This is a genomic window from Corynebacterium falsenii, from assembly GCF_020099275.1.
Lineage (GTDB): Bacteria > Actinomycetota > Actinomycetes > Mycobacteriales > Mycobacteriaceae > Corynebacterium > Corynebacterium falsenii.
The window spans coordinates 2,577,228-2,602,139 of record NZ_CP083646.1; the positions used below are offsets into that span (position 1 = coordinate 2,577,228).

Consider the following 24,912-nt stretch of genomic DNA (forward strand, 5'->3'; position numbering starts at 1 on the left):
CCTGACCTCCGTGGTCAGGGGGTTATTCCGTCTGCGCGCTAGTTGCCGCAGCTAGTTGTCGCGCTCGGGAATGCAGCCCAGCCGAGCGAAGAAGTTCAGCATCGTCTCCGCGATCAACTCCCGCGATTCCGGCTTGACGAACTGGTGGCCCTCGCCCGGGACGATCAGCAACTCCGGCTCGTTGCCCGACGCCACCAGGGCCTCCCGGAACTGCAGAGATTCCTGCACCGGCACGTTCGTGTCATTCTCGCCGTGGATAAGAAGCATCTTCGCCTTGATCTGATCGGCCTTGTACAGCGGCGAGATTTCCATGAGCAATTCGGCATCGTGCATCGGGTAGCCGTACTTCGGGGACGCGGCCGAGGCCAACCACGGCTCCGTGGACTCAAAATACGTCTCGAAGCTCGTCATGCCACACGCGTCGATAATGCCCGTGCACACGTGCGGATGGCGCACCCCCACCAATGCGGCCAGGAATCCCCCGTAGCTCCGACCACCCACTACGACCTGGTCGGGCGACGTGAGGTCGGCGTCGAGCAAAAAATGAACCGAGTCGGCAACATCATCGACCGCGGCGAAACGGCCGTAGCGATCATCCGCGTGGGAAAAACTGCGGCCATTGCCCTTACTGCCGCGAATGTTGGGCGTGAAGACCGTGATGCCGGCGTCCACGAGGGCCGAGAGCACGTCGTGGTTGCTCGGCCGCGATTGCCCCTCCGGCCCGCCATGCAGATGCACATACACCGGGCGCTTCGGCGCGGGCTTCGGCGGCAAATACAGCCACCCGGACAGCTCCAGGCCGTCCCGGGCGGTGTAGCGCACCAGTTCGGGAACCTCGCCCAGGCGCGAGCGTTCCTCGAGGCGCTCCGAGCGGGCCGCGTCCACGGGCTCGACCCGTCCGGCCTCGATGCGCAGCACCTCCACCGTCGGCGGCAGGTTCGGCCCCTCGACCGTGAGCGCGAGCAGGGAGCCATCGTCGGTAATGGAGAGGTGCGCGGCGACCATGCCGGGCAACTCGACCGCCCGGCGCACCTGCACGCGCTGATTCTCCCCCAGGCTCAACAACTCCAGCTGCGACACGCCACCCTGGTTCCACAGCACTGCGGCGGTGGAGAGATCCTCGCTGATGACGAACTCGTCCACGTCCGCTTCCGGGCTGCTGATGAGCTCCTCGCATTCCGTGCGCACCGGGTACGCGCCCGTCTCCGAGTTCAGCTCCACGACCAAGCGCATGATGCGCTTGCGGTCGCCGCCGTGATCGGTCACCACTAAGACCACGAGGTGATCGTCCACGATGGGGAGGATGCGCCCCACCTCCGTGGCAGCTCCCGGCTCTGGGGGCAGCAGCGGGATCCACCGGCCGCTCGGGGTGACCAGCAGCAGCTCGCGGTTGCCACGGGGCCCCACGCGCATGAGGCAGTACCCGGCCTCGGAGGCCACGAGTAGGGAATCCAACCGGCGATCCATCACCTGATACCGCGAGGAATTGGGGTTCACCAGGCGCGCTTCGGCCATGCCGTCGGAAGCCACGGCGTCCATGGCGAGGTTCTGCCCGTCCCACTCCACCAGCGTGGTCTTCGCATCGAAGGTGGTGCGCAGCGCCGTGGCTCCCGGCACGGCAGGATCCGTGGAGACCGTGAACGTTTCCAGCTTCTCGGAGCCCTTCGGCGACACTTCGCAGGCGATCCATTGGGCATCCGGCGAATGCAGCACGCGCAGGGCCGGTCCTTCCACGGGAAGCTGCACGGGCCGCTCTTCTGCCACCCCGGAGTCCGTCAATTGGGCTTGGACAACATAGGGGTAGCCGCCGTCGCGGACGATGTAGGCGATGGCTGTGCCGTTGGGGGCGATGGACGGTGCGGAAGAATGGCGCATAACGTAGCAAGTCTAACGGTTGGCCGGGGCAACAATGGTTATGGCACACGTTGGCAAAAAAGCCAAGAAATACCAGGGATGTTATCCGTGCGAACACAAAAATACGCCTTAGGCTAGGGGCATGAGCATCTTCGTTAACGCCTACTCCACCATTCGCCAGGAGGTTCCCTTCCACGGCTCCGGCTCCTCCGGGGAAGCGATCGCCCTGCGGACCCTCGCCGACCTAGATGCGGACAAGCCGTTCCCGGTGCGTCCCGATGCCGACCCGCATCTCATTTCGGAAGCCGCCGAGCTGAAGAATCACCTCAACGGTTTTTACAACTACGCCGTGGAACAGGGCGTGGAGCGGGCCGGGGAATACACCACCGTGACCCACGCCGTTGGCCAGCACATCCGCCACGTGTGCTGCAATTACGCCTTCGAGCGCCCCGATGGGTTCGGCCCGGAGGATCTCCGCGAGTTCGCCCCGTGGGCCGCGCAGACCAATAGCATCTTCTTCTTCCCGGATGGCACCGTCCGCAACGCCGATGGCGTGGACTTGCTGGATCCGGCATTGGCGGACCGCACCCCGCCGGTGCTGCCTCCGGTGACTGCGGAGTCGTTTAACCGCATGCAGCGCATCCGTGGCGAGCTGTGGAATAGCGGCATTCGCATTTCCCCGCTGCTGCCCCCGGTGCGTTCGGAAAAGGAGATCCTGCTGCGCACCCCGGAGGAGATGTTCACCCGCGCGACCACGTTGGCTGTGGTCGGCACGGTGGCCGGGTTCGTGCTGGAGGATCGCCCGGTGGACTTCGTTGAACTGCGTGGCGGCTCCCGCTTCGCCTTCGATTCCTTCACGGAGACGGAACAGGAGTTCATCGCCCGCATCGAAAGCGTTCAGGACGCCGCCGGTGCCCCGCGCTACACCGAGGCTGATAACCAAGCCGCGTTCCAACTGCACTGGGGCTTCATCGCCGCTGAGCTGCTGGCCTGGGCGGTCGGGCTCGTGGAGATCGATACGGCCCAGCTGTACCCCGCCGACCTATCGGTGCTCCGCGGGGCTCTGCGCGCCGCGGGTCGCCAGGATAACGTTGCGGATGCGCTGCGCCTGCGGGATCTCAGCGAGATCTGCGACCTGTTCGAGCGCACGTTCTCGCTGCGGTGGTACGCGGTGGAGCAGGACGTTTCGGGCGCCCCGAGCGCTGACGGCGCTAACGGCACTGTCGGCGCTAATCAGGCAGTGCACATCGAGCCGGTGGAATCCTCGATCCTGCTGGAGCGCCACCGCGCCTTCGCCTGGATGACCGTTCAGGATGTTCCCTTCGACCAGGTCGATCTCTCCACCTAATCGGTGCCGGCATCCCCGGCCGTATCAACCTCAATGTGGGCCGCAGGCATTTCTGCGAAGTGCTCATCCTCTTGCCTAGCCCACATGGCCCAGTGACTGGCGAACTCCGGGTCGCGCGCCAGCGCCCGGCGCCTGCGCACGTCGGCCGGGGCGTGGACCAGCACAGTCAGCACACGCTCGCCCGATCGCTGTTCGGCCGCGGCGAGCGCGTCTCGGTTCAGCGCCCCGCAACCCTCCACGATGAGGTCTCGGCGCGGGTCGATTGCCTGCCAATCACCCTCCGCCTCCGCGTACCAATCCCATGTGCGAAAGCCCGCGTCCGTGCGCGCCAGGATGTTCTCGCTGAGAATCTTTTTCGCCGACGCCAAACCCCACCATCCCCGGTACACATCATCCATATGGACGATCTGGGGCTGGCTGCCTGTCACGTCGGCCATCGCGGCGGCTAGTTGCGCGGCAAGTGTTGTCTTCCCTGATCCGCTGCGCCCGTCGATGAGGATGGTGGCTGGGTTAGCGCACGTCACTCTAGCCACCACTACCCACCACTCCCAGCAGCCTAAAGTCCCCAGTGGAGATGGCCACGGCGAGTGCTGTGAGGCTGACGGCGAGGCACACGCCCAGCACAGCGAGGTCCGCCCAACCGAAGTGCGCCTGCCGGGCCCAGGTGCGCTGCACGGGCTCACCATCGGGGCCGGTGGTGGTGCCGAAGCCCCGGGCCTCCATGGCCGTGGCGAGCTTGGAGCCGCGCCGCAGGGCCAGCACGAGCAGCGCGAACATTTGCTTGGGTAGCCGGATCCAGCGGGAATCTTCGGCGAGCCCCCTGGCCCGGCGGGCGCGGTCCACGGCGTTCCAATCTTGCCGGAAGAGCGTGACGAGCCGCACGCCCGCCACCGCGCCGATGACGAATCGGGAAGGTAGGCGCCATAGTTGTGCCAGACCGTCACCCAACCGGGTGGGGTCGAGCTGGTTGGTGAGGATCACGGCGGGCAGGCCCACGGCGAGCACGCGGACCATGACCGCGATGCTGAGGCTCACGGAGTTCTGGGTGACCTGGATGAGCCAGAAGCTGAAGTATTCTTCTCCCCCGGCGCGGCCGTAGAACAGCATGCTGATGCCGGTGAGGGGCGCGAGGACGAGCAGGGGCCAGCCGCGGCGAATCAGTGCCTTCGGCCCCACGCCGCACAGCGGTGCCAGGAGGATAGTGAGTGCGAGGGCGACGCTCGCGGAGACCACGTCGATGCTGAGCAGCAGCGGCGTGGTGAGCAGCACCATCGCCAGGATGCGCGTGGTGGGGTCGATGTAGCGCAGCACGTTCACGGCTAGTGCTCCTTTCCGGAACCGTCGCCGAGCTCTAGGATCTGTTGGCCCATGAGCTCGGTGTACTCGGCACTGTGAGAGATCGACAGCAGTGCTGTGCCACCGGCAACGAGGTCTTGCAGCATCCGCACGAGGGTACTGAAGGTGCGCCGGTCCTGGCCGAAGGTGGGCTCGTCGAGGATGAGCAGCGCCGGGTTCGTGGCCAGCATGGTGGCCACGGATAGGCGGCGCTTCTCCCCGCCGGAGAGTGTGAACGGGTTGGCCCGCGCCACGTGGACTAGGCCGAGTTCGCCGAGGAGTCTCTCGGCAGTGGCGTGGGCGTGCTCGGCATCCATGCCCGCGGCCTTGGGTCCCAGCAACAGTTCTTCTTCCACGGTGCGGGCGGCGAATTGGTGCTCGGGGTCTTGGAAGACGTAGCCAATGCGTTGCACGAGGTGGCGGGAGGACCACGTGTGCGGCTGCGCCTTGGCGGGACTGATGCGGCGGGTCGTGCGCATCGTCGCGCTGGCGTCCACCCGTCCCGCCAGGGGCGCAAGCAGCCCGCCGAGGGTGAGTGCCAGCGTGGTCTTACCCGCGCCGTTATGCCCCCGCAGCACGGTGGAGCCCTGGTTCACCCCGATGTTGAGGTGGCGGCGGACGGGCGTGGTGGCGTCCCAGCCAATCGTGAGATCCTCGGTGCGCACGAGCGCGCGGTCGTGAGCGCTGCTGGGTAGGCGGGGAATGTCGAGGGGCACGCCGGGCACCCAGATCCCCGCGGCGACGAGGTCGTCGGCATAGCGGGTGAGGATGGCGGCGGGGACACCATCGGCCACGATGGGCCGGGGTGCGCTGGGCGGGGCCAGCACGATGACTCGGTCGACGTAGTCCTGCCAGGTCTCTACCCTGTGCTCGACAATGACGAGGGTGGCGCCGGTGTCCGTGGCGGCGCGGATGACGGCCTCGCGCACCTCTTCCACGCCCTCGGGGTCGAGGTTCGCGGTGGGCTCGTCGAGCACGATTACGCCGGGGCGCATGGCCAGAACCCCGGCCAGGGCCAGCCGCTGCTTCTGTCCGCCGGACAGCCGGGCGGTGGAGCGCTCCATGACGTCCTCGGTGGGGTCATCACTGTTCAGTGTGTCCAGCCCCACGAGCCGCAGCGCAGCCGCGGCGCGCTCCCACATTTCTTCGCGGGCGATGCCGAGGTTCTCGCAGCCGAAAACAACGTCGTCCCCCACCCGGGCTGCGATGACCTGGGAATCCGGATCCTGCAGCACCATGCCCACGCGGCCCCGGGCTTGCTGCGGTGGCATACCGCCCACGAGGATCTCGCCCGTGGCCTCGCCCTCGTCGTCATCCCCCAAGACCCCGGCGATACCCGCCAGCAGGGTGGATTTTCCCGCCCCGGAAGCCCCGAGCAGCAGCACTTTCTGCCCCGGCGGGATGGTGAGGGTGATGTCCTCGATCGCGGGGTTCTTTCGTCCGGCGTGGCGCCAGCCGAAGTGGTTGATCTCTACCGGGTACACGGGAGTGTGGGCTAGACCAGTTCGCGGCGTTCGCGGCCGGCCGCGAAGCGATCCAGCGCGCCCGTGGCGGCCAGGCCACGAACAAGGTAGTAGCCCACGATGCCCGCCAGCACGGCGCCGGACAGGGCGGTGCACACCAGGTAGATCGCGTTGTAGCTGAAGCTCATGGCGAAGTTGCCGCTGGTGACCAGCTCGAGCGCCCATTCTGCGGCACCTGCCACGGCACCGGCGAGCATGGCGACCCACAGGGAGAAGCGGCGGTAGGCGAAGATCGCGAAGATGAGCTCCGCGCCGAGGCCCTCCACGATGCCGGAGTAGAGGGTCTCTACACCCCACTGGTTACCGATGAGGGCAGACACCGTTGCCGCCAGCAGTTCCACGAACAGGGCGGCGCCGGGCTTGCGGATGATCAGTCCGCCGACAACGCCCGCGAGGACCCAGCCACCATTGAATAGGCCGCCGAAGCCTGGGGTGATGGCGTCGAAGGCGGAGTAACCGGCGCCGCCCACGCCGTTCCAGATCCAGAAGATCAGCCCGCAGGCCACGCCCAATACGGCGGCGGTGATGATGTCCACGCCGCGCCAGGACAGGGAGCGGCGGGGCTGCCGCGACGGCGTGCGTGCGGATGAAGAGCCAGAAGAGCCAGAGGATGCAGGAGAAGCGTCAGTCATGAAAGAAAAATCTACCCGAGTTCACGCATTTTAGATACGCCTGTGTGGCGAAATGCCCCCTGGGCCTGCCCCGTGCTGGTTGCTATGCCGACTGGTGGCGGTCGAAAAACGCTGTGATTTCGCTCGTGGCCGTCACGGCGTTAGAGCGGCGCTTGGCGAAGCTATCCTTAGAGGTCACGCCCGCCTCACCCGTCGTTTCGCCAGGCCACGTGTGGCCCGCATCTGCGATGGCTAGGTGGGTGACCTCCCCGTTTCCGTAGCAGCTGGGCCACTGCACGCGCAGGATCTTATCCGTCACGCGGGTGGTGATGGGCGCGCCGAAGCATCCGGATCGTCCGGCGTACAGGCTCGAAAACTGCATCGCACCGAGATAGGGGGTGCCGTGACGGGTTCCGCCGTCGTAGCCGATCGTATCGTCCTTGCGGCCGTGGATCTCCAGGAACGGCACACTGGGGCCCGGCGCAAACGAGACATTTGCGGCACCAGCCGGTTGCGACTTCTGCTCTGAGCAGCCGCGCCACGTGCCGGGATAGTAGGCACCTGCCACCGCAGCGATGGCCGTGAACTGCTCCGGAATCTCGCACGCCAACTTCGCCGCGAACCCGCCACCGTTGGACATGCCTGCGGCGTAGATACGGTGCACATCCACGCTGTAGGTAGAAGACATCGCGTCGAGGATGTCCTTCGTAAACTGCACATCTTGGCCGTCCTTGGCCTTCGAGTAGGGCGCACCTTCCCACGATTCACCGAGGCCTCGGGGGTACACCACAATGGCACCGTCCCCCTCAAACCCGGTGTACCGGGACATCGATTCCGGCGTTTCACGGTAGCCGTGGAAGCTCAGGATAAGCGGGGTGGGCTTGCCCGCCTGGTTGTGAGCGGGCACCGCGCCAGCGGGTACGACCACCAGCATTTTTCGTTCGACGCCACCAGAGTTGATCGTGACCTCCCGCGTTTGCCCGGGTGCGGGTGGGTTGTGCAGCGGACGATCGTGTTCCGGCACGCGGGCTTGCGGTTCCGCTGCGAGCGGAGCGGTCTGGGTTTCCGTGATTGCCACGGCGGAGGTGGGGGCGTAATCGGCCGGTTCGCGCACGCTGGTGTGCGCCGCCCAGTCTTCTTCTGACCAGCCCGTGAGCCATTGGGCACCTGCTCCGATGCCTGCGGCGAACAATACCGCCCCAACGATGAGAACCGCAGCGGCGATGCGCCGTCTACGGTAGAAGATCTCTGGGGTGGGGCGAGGTTGCCGAGGTTGCACTGTGTTGATTGTTCTGCGCCCTGGGGTGGTTGTCAACAGAAAGCGCGCCCGGCGTGGCGTGGCTGCAAGTTACTGGAAGTCGCGCGAGCGCCCCTGCGCATCCGCGATCTGCGCCGCCGGGCGCAGCGCGGGCTCGACCGGTTCGATGAGGTCGGCGGTGACCGAAGCCGCGCCCTCCGCGTTGTGCACAATGCCGCGAATCACCACGATCTTCGCACCCAGCGCTTCCACCCGCTGCTTCTGCCATAGCCCCTGGGGGATGATGATGTTCGCCAGGCCCGTCTCGTCCTCCAACCCGACAAACACCACGCCCCCGGCGGTCACCGGTGCCTGCCGGTGCGTCACCACACCGGCCACCCGGATGCGCTGCCCATCCGGCACGCGCAACAAGTCCCCGGCGGGGATCACCGGCGCACCGCCACGCGGCTGGCCCCGCCGCGCCCCAGAGGTCACCGGGCGGGTGTGCCATTGCTCCAAGAACTGCCGCAGCAGCTCCACCGGGTGCCCGTCCACGGTGATCCCCGTTGCTGCCAGGTCCGCGGCGGTGAGCTCAAAGGCGTTCATCCCCGGCAACGGAGGCGCCACGATATCGGACGTTCCGGGCAGCATCCCCGCCCGCTCCGTGGCCGCCACCCCGGCCGCCCACACCGCCTGGCGCCTGCTCAACCCCAGCGAGTCCAAGGCCCCGGCGCGCGCCAGCGCCTCCACCTGCGCCACCGTCAACCCAACCTCGCGGGAAAGCTCGCTGACGCGGGTGAACCGTCCCCGGCGCTCGCGGACGTCCACGATGCGCGCGGCCACAGCCTCCCCGATGCCAGTGATGCCGGCCAGGCCCAAGCGGATCGCGCCGAGCGGCTCGGCGCTTCCCCGTCCCAGGCCGTGGACCCCGCGCGGCTCGTTGGTGGCACCGGGGGCGGGGGATGCTGGTGGCGTCGACCCATCCGCCGGAGGCGAGAGACAACAGTCAGGGTGTACATCGGAAGCATTAACATCCACGGGCAACACGCCCACCCCATGGCGCCGGGCATCGGCGATCAGCGACTGCGGCGAGTAGAACCCCATCGGCTGAGCCCGCAGCAGCGCCACGCAAAACTCCGCCGGATAGTGGTACTTAAACCACGCGGAGTAGTACACCAGCGAGGCGAACGACTGCGCGTGCGACTCCGGGAACCCATACGCGGCGAAGGCCACGATCTTGTCCCACAGCCGATCCGCGACCTCCCCGGTAATCCCCTGAGTGTCGCGCAGCCCCTGGTAGAAGCGCTGGCGCAGCCGCTCCATCTTCTCCGGCGACCGCTTCGACCCCATGGCTCGGCGCAGTGAATCGGCCTCGGCTCCGGAAAACCCGGCGGCGTCCACCACAACCTGCATGAGCTGCTCCTGGAACAACGGAATGCCCAGGGTTTTGGTGAGGGCCGGCTTCAGGCACGGGTGGTCGAACGTCACGGGCTCTAGGCCATTGCGGCGACGGATGTACGGATGCACCGACCCGCCCTGGATCGGACCGGGACGGATGAGCGCGACCTCCACCACCAAGTCGAAGAAGGTGCGCGGCTTCAACCGGGGCAGGGTGTTCATCTGCGCACGCGATTCCACCTGGAACACACCCACGGCATCGGCGCGGGCAAGCATGGCGTACACCTCCTTCTCCACCGGATCCAGGCGCCACAGCTCGACCGTGCGGCCGCGGTGGCGCTGCACCTGATCGACCGCGTGGTGGAGGGCCTCGAGCATGCCCAGCCCCAGCAGGTCGAACTTCACCAGACCGACGGCGGCGCAATCGTCCTTGTCCCACTGCACCACGGAGCGGTCCTTCATCCGCGCCCACTCGGTGGGCACCACGTCCGCAATCGGGCGGTCGCAGATGACCATGCCGCCGGAGTGAATGCCCAGGTGCCGGGGATGATCGCGGAGCTGGTCGGCGACGGAGTGGACGATCTCTGGGGCGTCCTCTGTTCCTCGAGTCCAAGCGTCCACGCGGCCCGGGGCGTATCCGAGCGCGCGGGCGGCGTCGCGGAGCGCGCCCTTGCGGCGGTAGGTGATGACGTTGGCGACCTGCGCGGCATTCTCCCGGCCGTACCGGGAGTAGACGTACTGGATGGCTTCCTCGCGGCGGCCGGATTCAATATCCAAGTCGATATCGGGCGGGCCATCGCGCTCTGGGGAGAGGAAGCGTTCGAACAGCAGCCCGGCCGCCACGGCGTCCACGGTGGTGATGCCGAGGGCGAAGCACACCGCGGAGTTCGCCGCCGACCCGCGGCCCTGGCAGAAGATGTTGTTGCTGTGGCAGAAGGAGACGATGTCGTGGACGATGAGGAAGTATCCCGGAAAGCCCAGCTCCTCGATGGTCTGCAGCTCCTTGTCGATTGTTGCCCAGGCCCGCTGGGTGGCGCTGGTTTGCGCGGAGCGGGGGCCGTAGCGGTGCGCGGCCCCGCGGTAGGTCACCTCCCGGAGCCAGGACATTTCCGTGTAGCCCTCCGGCACGGGAAAGTGTGGCAGGTTCGGCGCCACGAGGTTGAGGGTGAACGCGCATTCGCGCGCCACGTCCACGGAGGTCTGCACGGCCTCGGCCAGCCACGGGCAGTCGCCGGCGAGCTGCAGCATCTCGTCCCCGGAGCGTAACCAGCTGCCGCCGGTGGGGTGCAGCGTGGGGCCCGCGGCGGCGACATCGCGGCGGTCGTGCAGCGCGGCTTTCACGCCCGCGAGCCGGGCGGCGGACGGGGTAGCGCACGTGGGCACGGCGCTGACGATGCTGCGCAGCCCCAGGTCCTGGGCCAGGGAATGGAGCAGGTCGTTGCAGTCCGCGTCGATGGGGTTCATCGTGTGCTGCAGCTGCACCACGCAATTGTCCGCGCCGAACTCCGCCACGAGTTCTCCCGCGCGGTGGCGCTGCGGCCAATCAATGACGATGATCCACTGCCCACCCGCGGCAGCGGCGAGGTGATGCAGGTCGGGGTAGGTCACCGCGTCCTTATCCCGGTCGGCCATGCGTGCCTGGGCGATGGTGGTGCTGAGCCGCCGGTAGCCTTCCTGCCCGCGGCACAGCACGGTTAATGGTGGTTCTCCTTGACCGTCGACGCCCAATTCCGCCCCAAACACAGTATCGATCTGGTGTTCCGCGGCGGCCATCGCGAAGCGGGCTGCGCCGTAGAGCCCATCGCGGTCGAGGCATGCCATGGCGTGGAGCCCCAGCGCGGCGGCGTGCTCTGCCATGTCCTCGGGTGTGCTGGCGCCGCGGAGGAAGTTGTAGGCCGTGCAGGCGTGGAGTTCGGCGAAGGGAGTGGCGGAGGCTGGGCGGCGACTGGTAGTTTCTGCAGGTTCTGCAGGTTCTTCGAGGCTGCGAGCTCGGGCGTACTCCCCCGTCCCCTCGGCTACACCGATGGCGTGCAGAGGTGTGCCGGGCGCGCCATTACCACGGCGCAGCCCGCCGGACAGGATCTGTTCGAGCTGCGACCAGCTCAGCGGGGCGCCGTGCGAGAAGTGGTAGCTGTCTCGGGAGGCACGGGGTTTCACACTCTCCGTTCTAGCACAATTAGACATTATGTTCGAAGAATCACATGTAATATCTCGCTTGCCTGCACGTTAACGGCAGCTGAACACTTGCTGCAGCGGTTGAGGAGCACTTTCGGCGGGAGAAGTATCAGAAGTGTGGCAGATACAATCATCCTGATCATTGTCATCGTGACCGCCGTATCCTTCGACTTCACCAATGGTTTTCACGACACCGCCAATGCCATGGCCACATCCATCGCAACGCGTGCACTCAAACCAAAGATTGCCGTGGGAATCTCAGCGATCCTCAACCTCGTTGGCGCCTTCCTGTCGGTGGCCGTCGCAACCACCATCGGCAAAGGCATCGTCAACCTCGATAAGTTCGATCTTCATAGCGGAGATCAATCCAGCAATCTCCTCCTCGTCGTCTTCGCCGGACTCATCGGTGCCATATTGTGGAACCTCTTGACCTGGTTGCTCGGCATCCCCTCCAGCTCCTCACTCGCCCTGTTCGGCGGATTAGTCGGATCCGCCTTCGCCTCCCTGGGCACCAGTGGCGTGCAGTGGGAAAACATCGTGGAGAAAATCATCATCCCCGCCGTGGCCTCGCCGTTTGTTGCCGGCGCGGTCTCGGCACTATCCACCTTCCTCATTTACAAGCTCACCGCCGGGGTGAACGAGCAGAAGATGAACAAACACTTCCGGCGCGGCCAGATCGCCACCGCCTCGCTCGTCTCACTCGCCCACGGCACGGGTGACGCGCAGAAGACCATGGGCGTGGTCTTCATGGCGCTCGTCGCCGCCGGCGAGCTTTCCTCGGATGCACGCATGCCCGCCTGGGTGATCTTCATGTGTGCCTCCGCCATCGCCCTGGGCACTTACTCCGGTGGTTGGCGTGTGATCCGCACCCTGGGCAAGGGCTTAGTCGAGATCGAGTCGCCGCAGGGCATGGCCGCCGAGGCCGCCTCCGCCGCCATCATTTTGACCTCCTCGCACGCGGGCATGGCCCTGTCCACCACGCAGGTCGCCACCGGTTCCATCATGGGCACCGGCGTGGGTCGCAAGGGCGCCGAGGTGCGGTGGGGCGTGGCCGGGCGTATGGCCATTGGTTGGATCCTCACCCTGCCCGCCGCGGGCATCGTGGGCATGCTCACCTGGTTCCTCGCTCACGAAGTGGCGAAGTACTCCAACACCATCACCGGTGTCCTCGTGGACCTGTTCATCCTCGTTGTCCTCAGCGCCATGATCTACATTCGCTCGCTGCGCCGCCGCGTCACCTCGCAAAACGTCAACGACGATTGGCAGGACGACGAGCTCAAGGTCGGCAAGGCCGACGACGAGCCGCCGAGCGACTCCACCACCCCCGCCCCTGTACCGAGTGGAAAGGCATAATCCATGATGACCCTCGCCGCTAGCGCCGAGACGTACGTGCAGATGGGGCACGCGCTCCTCAACGTGCTCATCGTCGCCATCATCCTCGGCTCCGGCCTGCCCGTGCTCTTCGCCATCGGCGTTCGGCTGGAAGCCGGTACGCCGGACAACCCGCCCAGGCCGATCCAAAAGTTCCTGGCCGTAGGCCTCTTCCTCTTCTGCCTGGTCGTGATCGTCATCGGTATCCTGTGGCTCATGGATTCGACCATCGCCCACTACACCGGCGTCGATCTATTCGGAACCGCCAACAAGTCTGACGGCTAGTCCGCCATAGCCAACCCCTCACCGCCAACCCCTCACCACAACACCTTTGGAGCGTGACCCGTGCCAGAAGATTTTTCCCCCACCAACGAGCCGTCAAAGTCTCCCAAGTCGCCGAATGAATCGCTGGACTGGATCGAGCGCATCCGGCGCTGGATCTACAAGGGATTTCCGGATGGAGTTCCCGCCAATCAGGCTGAAGCACTCATGCTGGTCCTCAAGCATCGTTTTACCGACGCCGAAGTCTCCCAGGTCGTTCACGCCATCATGCGGGACCAGCGGGCGCTCATCGAGGCCAAGAAGCAGGCCGATATCCCCCTCACGCCGGAGGATGAGTGCGAGCTATTCCTCATCCCCGATAACGAGATCGAGGACTACATCCGGCGCGCGGTGAACAGCCAACCGGATAACGCCGACATCGAACGGGTGGCCGCGCGGTTGCGGCAGGCATCGGAGGACGAATTTCTCCGCGACAGCCCGACGAACCCCTAAGGCCGCTCCTCCTCTGGAGTCCCCTGTTTACCGGCGCCGGGAGGTGCCGAACACGGAACGGGTGATCTCGCGGCCCAGCTGCCCGCCCACCGAGCGCAGCACGCTTCCGATGAGCCTGTTGCGCTCGCGCTCGAACTGCTCGGCGCGCCGGGCTTCTTCCTTAGCACGCCGAGCTTCCTCGCGCGCCTGTTCGCGCTCGAGCTGCTGCATTTCCTTGGCGAGGCGCTGCTGCTCTTTCTCCTGCTCCGCCCGCGCGGTCGCATCGGCCGTGCGTTCCGCGAGCTTTTCGTAGGCACTGCGGGGATCCACGGCGTTAGCGTACTTCGGCGCGAGGCTGCTGGATGCCACTGCCTGCTGCAGTGCATCAGCGGAAGCTGGGCCCATGACCGATTGCGGTGCGCGCAACCGGACGGGAGCGACTGGGGTGGGGGCGCCATCGTCGCTGAGCACGGTCACCACGGCATCGCCGGTTCCCAGCCCGCGAATCACGGCTTCGAGGTCCAGTGGGGACGTCGGGTACGTCTCCACCGTGGCCTTCAGATTCTTCGCGTCCTTCGGGGTGAAGGCACGCAGGGCGTGCTGGACGCGGGCGCCGAGCTGGGCGAGCACCTCGGCTGGCAGATCGGTGGGCGACTGCGTGACGAAGACGATGCCCACACCCTTGGAGCGAATCAGGCGGACGGTGTTGATCACCTGGTCAAGGAATGCTTTGCTGGCACCGCGGAAGAGCAGGTGGGCCTCGTCAAAGAAGAACACGAGCTTTGGCTTGTCTAGGTCGCCGACCTCCGGCAGGGCACTGAACAGGTCCGCCAGCAACCACATGATCAGCGTGGTGGCCAACTCCGGGCGCGTGGTGAGTTCCGGGAGCTGCAGCGCGGTGATGACTCCCATGCCGTCGGCGCTGGACCGCAGCAGATCGACGGTATCGAATGCCGGGTCGCCGAAGAACTGGTCGGCACCCTGCGCCTGCAGCGCGGCGATCTCGCGGAGGATCACGCCGGCCGTTGCGGAGGAAATGCCACCTATCGTGCGCAGTTCGTCCTTGCCCTCGGCGCTAGTGAGGAAGTCGACGGTCGCGCGAATATCGTTGAGGTCGATGAGCTCTAGGCCTTGGGTGTCGGCCCAGTGGAAGATCAGCGACAGCGCGGATTCCTGGGTTTCGTTGAGGCCGAGCACGCGCGAGAGCATGAGCGGGCCGAAATCCGTCACCGACGTGCGGATGGGAGTGCCCACGAGGGTGGTGGAGCTGTCCCCGCCGAGACGCATGAGCTCCACCGGAAAGCCCCTCCCTTGCCACTGCTGGCCGAGCGACTGGGTGCGCCGCACGAGCTTATCGCTCGATTGCCCCGGCTCGAGCAGGCCCGTGAGATCGCCTTTCACGTCGGTGAGGAAGACAGGCACACCCGCGGTGGACAGATTCTCCGCGACGAGCTGGAGAGTACGCGTCTTACCCGTGCCGGTTGCGCCCGCGATCAGGCCGTGCCGGTTCAACGTCGCCAGGGGGATACCGACCTGGACGCGGGACAGGGGTGCATCATTGTCATCAATCATGGCTCCCAGCTGCACGCCGGTGCGGGGGTCGGCACCCACGCGGTAGGCCTCGGCAACGGTGGCGGCGTAGCCGCTGGGGGCCGGTTCGGCCGGTGTAGTGTCTTCTGCCGACGGATTCTCTCCCCCAGCGAGCAGTGCCGCCTGCAGGGCAGCTTCGGCGGCCTCTGCTTCGGCGCGAGCCGCGCGGGCAGCGGCAGCAGCGGCTTCGGCCTTCAGCCGAGCGAGTTCAGCGTTATCCATGGGCTAAGGATATAAGGATGCAGGCCGCCCCGGCGCGCTACCATGAAAAGTGAAGGCCAGATGCGAACACTGCCACCGCGCACACACCCCGGTCGTCACCGCCAGCCCGGTGACAGCGACGTGATGACCTGGATCTTTATTGGATCACGTTGAAAGAAGGCACCATGCGGCCCACGAAAGATCTCACAACCGATCCCCAACCCACCACCGGCGGGTTCACCCAGCCGGACAGCGAAAAGATAGATTCCACCCCCATTCCCGAACTGCTGCAGACCCTCAACTGCACAGAGGACGGCCTGAGCAGTGACGAAGCGAAGCGTCGCCTAGCCAGCGCCGGGCCGAATGCGCTGGAGGAGAAGAAGGACAGCGCCCTCAAGCAATTCCTGCGCTACTTCTGGGGTCCCATTCCCTGGATGATCGAGATCGCCGCCATCATGTCGGCCATCGCCCAGGACTACAACGACTTCATCATCATTACCGCGTTGCTGCTGTTCAACGCCGGCATTGGTTTCTGGGAGGAACACCGCGCCGCCAACGCGCTCGATGCGCTGAAGAAGGGCCTCGCCCTCACGGCACGCGCCAAGCGCGACGGCCAGTGGGGAGAAGTCCCCGCGGATTCGCTGGTTCCCGGCGACGTGGTCCGCCTCCGGCTGGGCGATGTTATCCCCGCCGATTGCGTGCTCATCAGCGGCGATTACCTCTCCATCGACCAGGCCGCGCTCACGGGCGAATCGCTGCCGGTGAGCAAGAAAGTAGGCAACGTCGCCTACTCCGGGTCGGTCGCCAAGCAGGGCGAGATGGTCGGCATTGTCTGCTGCACCGGCTCCCACACCTTCTTCGGCAAGACCGCCAGCCTCGTGGCCAACGCATCCACGACCTCGCACTTCCAACAGGCCGTGATGAAGATCGGCAACTTCCTCATCCTCGTTGCCCTCGGACTGTGCACCGTGCTGACCGTCGTGCTGCTGCAGCGCCTCATCTCCGGAGACCGGCTCACACTCGACGGTGTCCTGGGGCTCAGCAAATTCGTACTCGTCCTCGCCGTGGCCGCCATCCCGGTGGCCATGCCCGCGGTGCTATCCATCACCATGGCCCTGGGCGCGCTGGCGCTATCCAAAGCGAAGGCCATTGTCTCGCGCCTGCAAGCCATCGAGGAAATGGCCGGTGTGGACGTCTTGTGCTCCGATAAGACCGGCACGCTCACCCAAAACCGCTTGAGCGTGGACGCCCCCGTCTGGTCCCGAGCGCCGTCACCGCCGAGGACTGCACGCTAGCCGCCGCGCTAGCCTGCAACGCCGACAGCAACGACGCCATCGACAACGCCGTGCTCGCCACACTCGCCACGCTCAGCGACCCCCACGCCACCAACCGCTTCACCACGCGCCTATTCGTCCCCTTCGACCCCGTCTCCAAGCGCACGCAGGCCACCATCACCGACGCCGAAGGCACCACGTTCCTCGTCACCAAGGGTGCGCCACAGGTCGTGACAGACCTCTGCGATCTCTCGCCCGACGATGCCAAGGCTATCGACGCCACAGTGCACGACCTCGCTGCACACGGCTATCGGACCCTCGCCGTGGCGAAATCCCAGCCGCTGCGCGGCGACGATACCTCGGCCGCCCTCGACACTGCGGGGGCTGGTGGCGTCGCCGCAAAGGCAACCTGGGAGTTCATGGGTATCCTGCCGCTATCCGATCCACCGCGCGAGGACTCGGCCGAGACCATCGCGGCGGCGAAGAAATACGGGCTGCGCGTGAAGATGGTGACCGGCGACGACACGGCCATCGCCTCCGAGATATCCGGGCAGCTGGGGATGGGCACGAGCATCCGGCCGGCCTCCGAGATGTTTGAGGGGGTTGACCCCGACCACATCGGCCCCGACCTGGCCGAACGCATCGACCGGGCAGATGGGTTCGCCCGCGTGTTCCCCGAGCACAAGTACGGCATCGTCAAGGCCCTGCAATCGCGTGGGCACATCGTGGCGATGACCGGCGACGGTGTCAACGACGCCCCGGCACTCAAACAGGCCGACGCCGGCGTGGCCGTGCAAGGAGCCACCGATGCCGCGCGCGCCGCCGCCGACCTCGTACTCACCGCGCCGGGACTGAGCGTGATCATCAACGCCATCGAGGCGGCGCGCAAGATCTTCGAACGCATGATGTCCTACACCATCTACCGCATCGCCATGACGATGGACGTGATGCTGTTCGTGGTCGCCGCAATCATCTGCTTCCAGCACGTGGAGGGCATCAGCGGGTCGTTCGTGCCACTGACGCCGGTGATGATGATTCTGCTGGCGCTGCTCGATGACATCCCGATCATGACGATCGCCTACGACAACACGCGCATCTCCCCCACCCCGGTGCGGTGGAACATGCCGCGGGTGCTGTCCATCTCCACGATCCTGGGGCTCGTGGCAGTGATCCAGACCTTCGGCTTGCTCGTGTTCTTCATCGACCGCGAAGGCACCACGCTGTGGGGTGGGCTGCTCGACGGGCCGCATATCCAAACGGCGATGTTCCTGCAGCTCGTGGTCGGCGGGCACCTCATGCTGTGCGGCATCGGTTCCGGGTTCCTGGGCATCCCGGCGCTGCCGTGGGCGCTCGTGGGCTTCGTGTGGATCTACAACTTGGTGTGGATGGTCGTGATGGATGTTGTGAAGCTGGGAACGTACCGGTTCCTCGATGGGTACGAGGCGCGGAAGGCCGGTGTGGAGCGCGGGCCGCAGATGCTGGGGCATGTGTAGGCGCGGCGGTGGCATTGCCCGCGAAGAGTCCAACAGACCAAGCAGTTCGCATAAATTTGGGCGGGGCGGGAGCTAAATATCGTGCTCACCGCCCTAGTGGGGGTAATCATTCTGGTGAATATAGACTAAGTTGTTCACATTCGCGGCGGGTGCTAGGTTTACCACAACTAAGAATGTCCACGCCGCTGCCCACCTATGGCTGCGGCAACGCAATCCCCAAGCCCTAGGAGGCCCCATGTCCCTTCGACGCAAGACCCTCGCGGGAATCACCGCCGTGGCCGCCGCGTTCTCCCTCGCTGCCTGCGGCGGCGGAGATGACGGAGACACCATCAAGGTCGGCACCACCGACCAAGGCCAGAAGCAGTGGCAGGTATTCCAGGAGCAGGCCAAGACTGACGGTCTGAACGTGGAACTCGTGCCCTTCAGCGACTACAACCTGCCCAACCGCGCACTGCAGGATGGCCAGATTGACGTCAACAACTTCCAGCACCTGATGTTCCTGGCCGACTACAACGTCAAGAACAACAGCAACCTCACGCCCATCGGCGCCACGGAGATCATCCCGCTCGCGCTGTACTACAAGGACCACGACAACGTGAAGTCCGTGGAGGAAAAGGGCGAGGTCGCCATCCCCAACGACCCGACCAACCAGGGCCGCGCTCTGCACATGCTGGCCTCCAACGGCCTGGTCAAGCTCAAGGATGACAATCTGCTGACCCCCACCCCGGCTGACCTGGATACCGACAAATCCAAGGTGAAGATCACCCCGGTCGACGCAGCTCAGACCGTAACCGCCTACAAGGACGGCACCCCGGCCGTGATCAACAACTCCTTCCTCGACCGCGGTGGCATCGACCCCCGCAGCGCCGTCGCCAAGGATGATCCGAAGTCCCCGTCCGCGCAGCCGTTCATCAACGCCTTCGTGACCACCGCCGAGCGCAAGGACGATCCGCAGCTACTCAAGCTCGTGGACGTCTGGCACTCCCCCGAGGTGCAGAAGGCTATTGAGGAGCAGTCCAAGGGCACGTCCGTATCCGTGACCATGGGTGAGCCCGAGCTGGAAAAGATCCTCAAGGGCATCGAGGAGAAGATCCGCCAGCAGGGTTAATCACCTCGTCAGCGCCACCCGGGCCACCGTGCAACAACTGACCCTCGCGGGTTCAGCTATTGCCGGTGGCCGTGTGCCGTCAGCGGTCATTGCCGCCCGGCTAGGTACCACCCATGGCACCACCCATCACGCTTAACCTTTTCAACCCGTCACACACTAGGGGTTTTCATGGCCGACAACACTGCGGACGTCGCCGAACGTCGCGTTGGCACCACCATCGAATTCAAAGACGTCACCAAAGTCTTCAAGCAGGGCAAGAAGGAAGTTCACGCCCTGAAAAACGTGACCACCACCATCCCCGGTGGCACCATCGTGGGCATCATCGGTTACTCCGGTGCTGGTAAATCCACCCTCGTGCGCCAGATCAACGGCCTGGACCGTCCGACCAGCGGGCAGATCCTCCTCGATGGTCAAGACATCGTGCCGCTGCCGGAGTCTCGCATGCGCAAGCTGCGCACGGACATTGGCATGATCTTCCAGCAGTTCAACCTGTTCAGCTCCCGCAATGTCGCGGGCAACGTGGCCTACCCGTTGAAGCTGCAGGGCATGAGCAAGAGCGAGCGCGACAAGCGCGTGCAGGAGCTCCTCGAGTTCGTCGGCCTGGCCGATAAGGGCAAGTCCTACCCGGAGCAGCTCTCTGGCGGCCAGAAGCAGCGCGTGGGTATCGCCCGCGCTCTGGCCACGAACCCCAGCCTGCTCCTCGCCGACGAGGCCACGAGCGCCCTCGACCCCTCCACCACGCGCGACGTGCTGGAGCTGCTGCGCAAGGTAAACCGCGAGTTCGGCATCACGATTGTGGTCATCACCCACGAGATGGAGGTTGTTCGCTCCATCGCCGACAACGTGGTGGTGATGCAAAACGGCGAGATCGTGGAGCAGGGCAGCGTCTACGAGGTCTTCTCCAACCCGCAAACCGCCACGGCCGCGAACTTCGTGGCAACGTCTCTGCGCAACACCCCGGATCAGATCGAGGCCGATGAGCTCCAGCAGGGCACCGGCCGGTTGTTCACGATCACCATGGCCGAGGGCATCGGAATTTTCGACGCCGTATCGCGCGTGTCCGAAGCCGGCGTGAGCGTAAACATCGTCCACGGCGGCGTGACCACCCTGCAGCACCACAGCTTCGGCCGCCTGACACTCCGCCTCACGGCTCACACCCCCGACGGCGAGAAGGCCATCGACGAGTTCTACCAGTCCCTGCACGGCTCCACGGAAATTGAGGAGATCAAATGACCACGATGATCCTGGCCCAGATGGATTGGGACCGCCTGGGCGGCACGTTCGAAAAGGCCATTTACGAGACGCTGTACATGGTCGCGGTCACCCTGGTGATCTCCGGTGTGCTCGGCCTGCTCATCGGCATGGTCCTCTACACCACCCGCGAGGGCGGCCTGTTGGCCAACAAGCCGGTGTACTGGGTGGCCAACATTGTGGTGAACGTGATTCGACCGATCCCGTTCATCATCTTGATCAGTGCCATCGGCCCGCTGACTGACTTGCTGGTTCACACCCGTATCGGCATCCAAGCCGCGATCGTGGGCATGGTCGTGGCCGCGACATTCGGCGCCGCGCGCATCGTGGAGCAGAACCTCGTCACCATCGATCCCGGCGTGATTGAGGCGGCCAAGTCCATGGGCGCCTCGCCGTGGAAGATCATCCTCACGGTGATCGTCCCCGAGGCGCTCGGCCCGCTGATCCTGGGCTTCACGTTCATGTTCATCGCCATCGTGGATATGTCCGCCATGGCGGGCTACATCGGCGCTGGCGGCCTGGGTGACTTCGCCATTGTCTACGGTTACCGTTCCTTCAACGACGCCGTCACGTGGACCACCGTGGCCGTCATCATCGTGATCGTCCAGATCGCGCAGATCGGCGGCAACCTGCTGGCCAAGAAGGTTATGCGCCGCTAGTTTTTCTTCAGCGGCGACGCCCCACCCTTCCCCCTTTTTAGGCGGATGTGTGGGGCTCAACGCTTTCTGCGACCCAGCCGTAAGCATCTTTCGGCTTATCCCCACACGATGACACCGCCGTGCCCGTGTGGCGCTTCTCGAGGCGCACCTCGTAGGTGACGCCGCCGCGGGGATCGTGCACGAGACGCACGGCGTGCTCGGACTTCTTTGGTGCTTTTTCTGGCTCGCTGACCTGCAACTGTGCGGGCGCAACTGGCGCCCCAGCATCCACCATGTACTGCGCTGCAGCCAGCTCCGCGACCTGACCAATAACGTCCCAGACGCCTCTGCCGCGGTTGGCGTCGAGAGATAAACGACCGCTCGCGGCGGCATCGAGGAGTGCCGCGCCTTGGTCTTCCGTCACTCGGCCATAGGAGTAGTTCGAGGGCAGCAGGATCATCGACGGGGCGAAGCGGTGACCCTTGGTGTGGGAGGATTCCCACACGTTGGCGGGATAGATCGTTGCTAGTTTGTCGGCGAGGGGTCGGCCGAACACGGCGCAGCAGGTGTCTCGCTTGCCGTGCGTGCAGACCAGCAGGATGGGGTTGCTCATGACCGTGGCCCCCGGGGTGTGCCCCGGCGTGGTGAGGTCGAGGTCCAGGATGCTTTCCGGGCCAGCGACTTCCATGTATTCGAGCACAGGATCCGTCGGCTCCTCGGTGGAGGTGCCGGAGCGGCCGTCGGCCCAGGCGATGTAGAGGGCGCGCGTGGGGCGCTCCACTCGCTCTTGCCCATCGCGACCGGGTTTGCGGATGAAGTGCAGCGCAGCGCCGTTGTCTTTGAGGAACTTTTTGATCTTGCCTGCGAGTTCTTTTCCGAGGGCTTCGCCGTCGAGAATGTCGTGGCCCCAGTTGGTGAAGTACTCGAGGGCGATGACGACCCTGGCCTGCTTGGCAGTGCCGGGGAGGGCTTCGGTGGTGATGGAGGAACAGCCACCCACAACATCGGGATGGCTGGGGGCTCCTGCGTTGGGGTTTCGTCGCGTTGACATGCCCCTCAGGCTATCACTGAGTGGGTGTCAACGAATCGGTAGTGATTCGGTAGTGATTCGGTAGTGATTCGATACTGTGCCGCGCTGGGCTTGGGGAAGCGGTTTTTTAGTGCGAGTTCTAGTACGTGGCCTCGATCCGCCACCGCGTCCCTTTACACACCAGCAAGAAAGCACTCGAGGACTGGCCCGTGCCCGTTGCATCGCCGGGGTTGTTTTCTATAGCGACCTGCAGCCGCGCGTAGCGCTTGCCTGCCGCCCACCAGTCTTCGTCGACGGGCCACGGACCCGCCCACCCAGTGACCCGGTAAGTCGCCCTGCCCCACGTCATTGTCTCGGGCGGGGAGCTCATGAGGCCACGGCCGGTGACGTAGACGGGCTGGCCGTAGGCATCGCGCAGTCCAATGGCAGCTGCCGGGTGTCGAGCCGAGGAGGCACTCGTGTCCGCTCCCCCTGCGGGCGCCCCGATCAACCCCGGTAGTGGTGCCTGCAGCTCCCCTTCCCACCGGGTAGTTGGTAGCTGCGACAATTCCTCGGGGTCGTCTTCTCCATACGGCACGGTGCGGATGCGCCCCGCCACGGCACGCCCACCACGGTGCACCGCTCGACGCACCGCGTGCGTGCCAATGAGCGCCTGCGCCCGGCCAGCGGCCGCGCGGGCGGCGCGGATGCCATCATCCGGCCCGCCCCACAGCGGGACCTTCACGCTGCCCGCCGTGATGACCTCCACTGGGCAGAGCTCGATGGCGCTCACGCCCACGGTGTGGTCTGTCCACTCGGAGGTATCCGGCATAGCCGACCGCTGATCCGAGCGCGACTGCGCATCGTCACCCCGCAGCCGGGTGATCCACCCATCCAACTGCCAGCGGATGCGCTGAGCTGTCTCCTCCTCGGTGAGGGGCTCGCGGCAGCGCCAGACGCGCTCAATCGTGGTGGGCCCCTCGTAACCTTCTGGCGGTTGCAGATGCGCACGGACTGCCAAGCGGGTGCAGGACTTGTTGGCGTCGAACAATAAAGCATGCAGCTGAGCCGCGACGTGGCGAGCCACGAACGCCGCCGTCTCCGTGCGACTGATCGGATCCGGGGCCTCGTAGCTCACCTCGAGGGGCTCGGCCACGCGGCGTGGGGAGACGTCTCGGTCGGCATCCCCGCAGGCAACCCGATGCCACACCACGGCTTCTTGACCGAACCGCGCGGCCACCTCCGCCACGGGCAGGGCCGCGAAATCGCGGAGGGTGCGCACTCCCAGCTGGTTCAACGTGGTGACGAGCCCGGTGGGACCATGCAGGGACGGCTCGATCGTCAGGGCGGTAATCGGCAGCGCGGAAATGAACGGTTGGGCCTCGCCGGGGCCGATGTTCCTGCCCACACGCGCGGCCCACACGGCGGTGATGAGGTCATCAGCTGTGCCCAGCAGGCAATCGGCCTGCATGCGTGCGGCGGCATCGAGGAGCTTCTGCCCGGCGATGTCCTCACTGCCGTAGAAACGGGCCAGTGAGTGCATGGGGAACGCGAGCAATCCCGGCCTGATCGTTTCCACACCGGCGGCCACGGCATCGAGCGCGGTCAGTACATCCTCGTGCACTGCTGCTTGTTGGGCGGGGTCATCGGCAGCGACGTTCAGCCCGGGGCACGTGGCCAGGGCGTGACGCTGCTTCATGCCCGCTTTCACCCCGGCCCTGCGGGCCACCGCGTTGCAGGCCAGGATCCGGTACTCGCTGATGACGGCTGCGGGTTCGAGGACGTTCCACCCTTGAGCCTGCCCGATGGCGTACACCGGCCAATCCGGGAACCACAGCACCGCCACGCGGCGGTGCACGGTGGTATGAGCGGTGCCCGCACGCAAGGGCGCACTCATTGCGCCGCCCGTTCATGCTGTGCGGGATGTGTAGGATGTGCGAGATGTGCGGGTGCGTGGGTTTCCGGGGCACCAATTGTGGCCTGGAAGCGCTGCGGGGGTTGCGCCTTGCCCCACGTCTTGCCGACCAATTCGATGCCGCGTACCCGACCGCTGCCGCGCCCCAAACCGTGCACGGCGTACACATCTACTTCCACATGGTGCCGGGCGGACGGCCACGTGGCACCGCTGACGAGCAGCGCGCACGTGCTCTTATTCACGCGCGCATCCACGGGGCGGACAAACCCGGAGTGGAGCTCACCGCGCGCATTGGCATCCGAGGCGGCAGAAAACACCACCATGTCCATGCCCTCAGCCAATGTCGCCACCACAGCAGCGGCATGCGGTGAGGCATCGGGGACGATCACCAAACGTTCCAGATCACCACCGGCCGCCTCCACGGCGGCAAGGGCAAGGCGCGGATGATTGACCACGGCCGCGCACCCGCCCTGGGCGGTGAGCCCAGCGAGGATATCCACGAGAGCCGCCGGGCAGGCGGAAATCTGGGTGGCTGTACCACGGGGAAAGCCACCGCTCGCTAGGTGCGGCGCCAACCACGACGGGGCCGGTGCCACACCTGCGTGTGCCCGACTCGCGCCACCCTCAACGCGGCCCTGCGCCGAGTGCTGGAGTGCTGTCGCAGGCCCACGCCCCTCGATGCGCTGCATCTTTTCTCGTAGCAGCGAGATCGTTGTATCGATAGTGTTATCGGAACGGGTAGCCTCGTTCGCAATGGACTGTAACCGTACCGGCTCCATCGTCCTCACCTCCTTCCAGTCTTCCAGTGCACTGTTGATATCTAGGTGT

20 protein-coding genes are annotated in these 24,912 nt (G+C 65.7%); 9 read left to right on the forward strand and 11 right to left on the reverse strand.

Annotation, left to right across the window (positions count from 1 at the left end; translation table 11 throughout):
- Positions 1 to 51: 51 nt before the first annotated feature.
- The gene (locus LA343_RS11165) at positions 52 to 1,875 is read right to left on the reverse strand and encodes a S9 family peptidase (protein WP_025403417.1); all 1,824 of its coding nucleotides are present in this window, start codon (positions 1,873 to 1,875) and stop codon (positions 52 to 54) included.
- Positions 1,876 to 1,996: 121 nt separating this feature from the next.
- Between LA343_RS11165 and LA343_RS11170 the strand changes: the two genes are divergently transcribed.
- Positions 1,997 to 3,202 (forward strand): DUF4272 domain-containing protein, encoded by a 1,206-nt coding sequence (locus LA343_RS11170; RefSeq protein WP_025403418.1) that lies wholly within the window; start codon positions 1,997 to 1,999, stop codon positions 3,200 to 3,202.
- Here the strand turns inward: LA343_RS11170 and LA343_RS11175 are convergent.
- From LA343_RS11175 to LA343_RS11200, 6 genes are all read right to left on the reverse strand, one after another.
- Complete coding sequence (locus tag LA343_RS11175) at positions 3,199 to 3,726, reverse strand: AAA family ATPase (RefSeq protein WP_039910971.1); 528 nt, start codon at positions 3,724 to 3,726, stop codon at positions 3,199 to 3,201. The two genes, LA343_RS11170 and LA343_RS11175, sit on opposite strands and share 4 nt — an antisense overlap.
- 1 nt (position 3,727) lies before the next feature.
- Positions 3,728 to 4,519, reverse strand: coding sequence for an energy-coupling factor transporter transmembrane component T family protein (locus LA343_RS11180; RefSeq protein ID WP_025403420.1), 792 nt, complete (start codon positions 4,517 to 4,519; stop codon positions 3,728 to 3,730).
- Positions 4,520 to 4,521: 2 nt separating this feature from the next.
- Positions 4,522 to 6,021, reverse strand: a complete 1,500-nt coding sequence (locus LA343_RS11185; protein ID WP_052337580.1) for an ABC transporter ATP-binding protein — start codon at positions 6,019 to 6,021, stop codon at positions 4,522 to 4,524.
- A gap of 11 nt (positions 6,022 to 6,032) precedes the next feature.
- The gene (locus LA343_RS11190; protein WP_025403422.1) at positions 6,033 to 6,692 is read right to left on the reverse strand and encodes an ECF transporter S component; all 660 of its coding nucleotides are present in this window, start codon (positions 6,690 to 6,692) and stop codon (positions 6,033 to 6,035) included.
- Positions 6,693 to 6,774: 82 nt separating this feature from the next.
- A complete protein-coding gene (locus tag LA343_RS11195; RefSeq protein ID WP_039910972.1) occupies positions 6,775 to 7,950 on the reverse strand; it encodes a CE1 family esterase in 1,176 nt (391 codons plus the stop codon).
- A gap of 69 nt (positions 7,951 to 8,019) precedes the next feature.
- Positions 8,020 to 11,463: an error-prone DNA polymerase gene (locus LA343_RS11200; RefSeq protein ID WP_025403424.1), complete on the reverse strand. Its 3,444-nt coding sequence runs from the start codon at positions 11,461 to 11,463 to the stop codon at positions 8,020 to 8,022.
- A 135-nt stretch (positions 11,464 to 11,598) separates the two neighbouring features.
- On the opposite strand from LA343_RS11200, the gene LA343_RS11205 reads away from it, so the two are divergent.
- From LA343_RS11205 to LA343_RS11215, 3 genes are read left to right on the forward strand one after another with little or no spacing between them, the layout of a single operon-like run.
- Positions 11,599 to 12,834 carry an inorganic phosphate transporter gene (locus LA343_RS11205; RefSeq protein WP_025403425.1) on the forward strand — a complete coding sequence of 412 codons (1,236 nt, stop codon included), beginning with the start codon at positions 11,599 to 11,601 and terminating at the stop codon, positions 12,832 to 12,834.
- A gap of 3 nt (positions 12,835 to 12,837) precedes the next feature.
- Positions 12,838 to 13,137: a hypothetical protein gene (locus LA343_RS11210; protein ID WP_052337582.1), complete on the forward strand. Its 300-nt coding sequence runs from the start codon at positions 12,838 to 12,840 to the stop codon at positions 13,135 to 13,137.
- Positions 13,138 to 13,197: 60 nt separating this feature from the next.
- Positions 13,198 to 13,626: a DUF3349 domain-containing protein gene (locus tag LA343_RS11215; RefSeq protein WP_025403427.1), complete on the forward strand. Its 429-nt coding sequence runs from the start codon at positions 13,198 to 13,200 to the stop codon at positions 13,624 to 13,626.
- 27 nt (positions 13,627 to 13,653) lie between these two features.
- Here the strand turns inward: LA343_RS11215 and LA343_RS11220 are convergent, their stop codons facing one another.
- Entirely contained in the window at positions 13,654 to 15,417 is a 1,764-nt protein-coding gene (locus LA343_RS11220) for a helicase HerA-like domain-containing protein (RefSeq protein ID WP_025403428.1), read from the reverse strand.
- A 164-nt stretch (positions 15,418 to 15,581) separates the two neighbouring features.
- Between LA343_RS11220 and LA343_RS11225 the strand changes: the two genes are divergently transcribed.
- The 5 genes from LA343_RS11225 (at position 15,582) to LA343_RS11245 (ending at position 21,181) form a co-directional block, all read left to right on the forward strand.
- Positions 15,582 to 16,691 (forward strand): HAD-IC family P-type ATPase, encoded by a 1,110-nt coding sequence (locus tag LA343_RS11225; RefSeq protein ID WP_224209170.1) that lies wholly within the window; start codon positions 15,582 to 15,584, stop codon positions 16,689 to 16,691.
- A 50-nt stretch (positions 16,692 to 16,741) separates the two neighbouring features.
- A complete protein-coding gene (locus tag LA343_RS11230; protein WP_396021865.1) occupies positions 16,742 to 18,163 on the forward strand; it encodes an HAD-IC family P-type ATPase in 1,422 nt (473 codons plus the stop codon).
- Between the two features lie 235 nt (positions 18,164 to 18,398).
- Positions 18,399 to 19,271 (forward strand): MetQ/NlpA family ABC transporter substrate-binding protein, encoded by an 873-nt coding sequence (locus tag LA343_RS11235; RefSeq protein WP_025403429.1) that lies wholly within the window; start codon positions 18,399 to 18,401, stop codon positions 19,269 to 19,271.
- Between the two features lie 168 nt (positions 19,272 to 19,439).
- On the forward strand, positions 19,440 to 20,504 hold the full coding sequence (locus tag LA343_RS11240; RefSeq protein WP_025403430.1) for a methionine ABC transporter ATP-binding protein: 1,065 nt from the start codon (positions 19,440 to 19,442) through the stop codon (positions 20,502 to 20,504).
- On the forward strand, positions 20,501 to 21,181 hold the full coding sequence (locus LA343_RS11245) for a methionine ABC transporter permease (protein ID WP_025403431.1): 681 nt from the start codon (positions 20,501 to 20,503) through the stop codon (positions 21,179 to 21,181). The genes LA343_RS11240 and LA343_RS11245 overlap by 4 nt, the downstream gene beginning before the upstream one ends.
- 37 nt (positions 21,182 to 21,218) lie before the next feature.
- Here the strand turns inward: LA343_RS11245 and LA343_RS11250 are convergent, their stop codons facing one another.
- The 3 genes from LA343_RS11250 to LA343_RS11260 all read right to left on the reverse strand — a co-directional run bounded on the left by LA343_RS11250 (position 21,219) and on the right by LA343_RS11260 (position 24,863).
- Positions 21,219 to 22,211, reverse strand: coding sequence for a sucrase ferredoxin (locus tag LA343_RS11250; RefSeq protein WP_025403432.1), 993 nt, complete (start codon positions 22,209 to 22,211; stop codon positions 21,219 to 21,221).
- 118 nt (positions 22,212 to 22,329) lie between these two features.
- Positions 22,330 to 24,066 carry a Y-family DNA polymerase gene (locus LA343_RS11255; RefSeq protein WP_052337583.1) on the reverse strand — a complete coding sequence of 579 codons (1,737 nt, stop codon included), beginning with the start codon at positions 24,064 to 24,066 and terminating at the stop codon, positions 22,330 to 22,332.
- On the reverse strand, positions 24,063 to 24,863 hold the full coding sequence (locus tag LA343_RS11260; protein ID WP_025403434.1) for a hypothetical protein: 801 nt from the start codon (positions 24,861 to 24,863) through the stop codon (positions 24,063 to 24,065). The genes LA343_RS11255 and LA343_RS11260 overlap by 4 nt, the downstream gene beginning before the upstream one ends.
- Positions 24,864 to 24,912 lie beyond the last annotated feature (49 nt).

Excerpts from the sequence above, each read along its gene's own strand:
- LA343_RS11165 (WP_025403417.1), bottom strand. The coding sequence starts at position 1,875 with ATGCGCCATTCTTCCGCACCGTCCATCGCCCCCAACGGCACAGCCATC.
- LA343_RS11170 (WP_025403418.1), top strand. The coding sequence starts at position 1,997 with ATGAGCATCTTCGTTAACGCCTACTCCACCATTCGCCAGGAGGTTCCC.
- LA343_RS11190 (WP_025403422.1), bottom strand. The coding sequence starts at position 6,692 with ATGACTGACGCTTCTCCTGCATCCTCTGGCTCTTCTGGCTCTTCATCC.
- LA343_RS11210 (WP_052337582.1), top strand. The coding sequence starts at position 12,838 with ATGATGACCCTCGCCGCTAGCGCCGAGACGTACGTGCAGATGGGGCAC.
- LA343_RS11220 (WP_025403428.1), bottom strand. The coding sequence starts at position 15,417 with ATGGATAACGCTGAACTCGCTCGGCTGAAGGCCGAAGCCGCTGCTGCC.
- LA343_RS11225 (WP_224209170.1), top strand. The coding sequence starts at position 15,582 with ATGCGGCCCACGAAAGATCTCACAACCGATCCCCAACCCACCACCGGC.
- LA343_RS11235 (WP_025403429.1), top strand. The coding sequence starts at position 18,399 with ATGTCCCTTCGACGCAAGACCCTCGCGGGAATCACCGCCGTGGCCGCC.
- LA343_RS11240 (WP_025403430.1), top strand. The coding sequence starts at position 19,440 with ATGGCCGACAACACTGCGGACGTCGCCGAACGTCGCGTTGGCACCACC.
- LA343_RS11245 (WP_025403431.1), top strand. The coding sequence starts at position 20,501 with ATGACCACGATGATCCTGGCCCAGATGGATTGGGACCGCCTGGGCGGC.
- LA343_RS11250 (WP_025403432.1), bottom strand. The coding sequence starts at position 22,211 with ATGTCAACGCGACGAAACCCCAACGCAGGAGCCCCCAGCCATCCCGAT.
- LA343_RS11255 (WP_052337583.1), bottom strand. The coding sequence starts at position 24,066 with ATGAGTGCGCCCTTGCGTGCGGGCACCGCTCATACCACCGTGCACCGC.
- LA343_RS11260 (WP_025403434.1), bottom strand. The coding sequence starts at position 24,863 with ATGGAGCCGGTACGGTTACAGTCCATTGCGAACGAGGCTACCCGTTCC.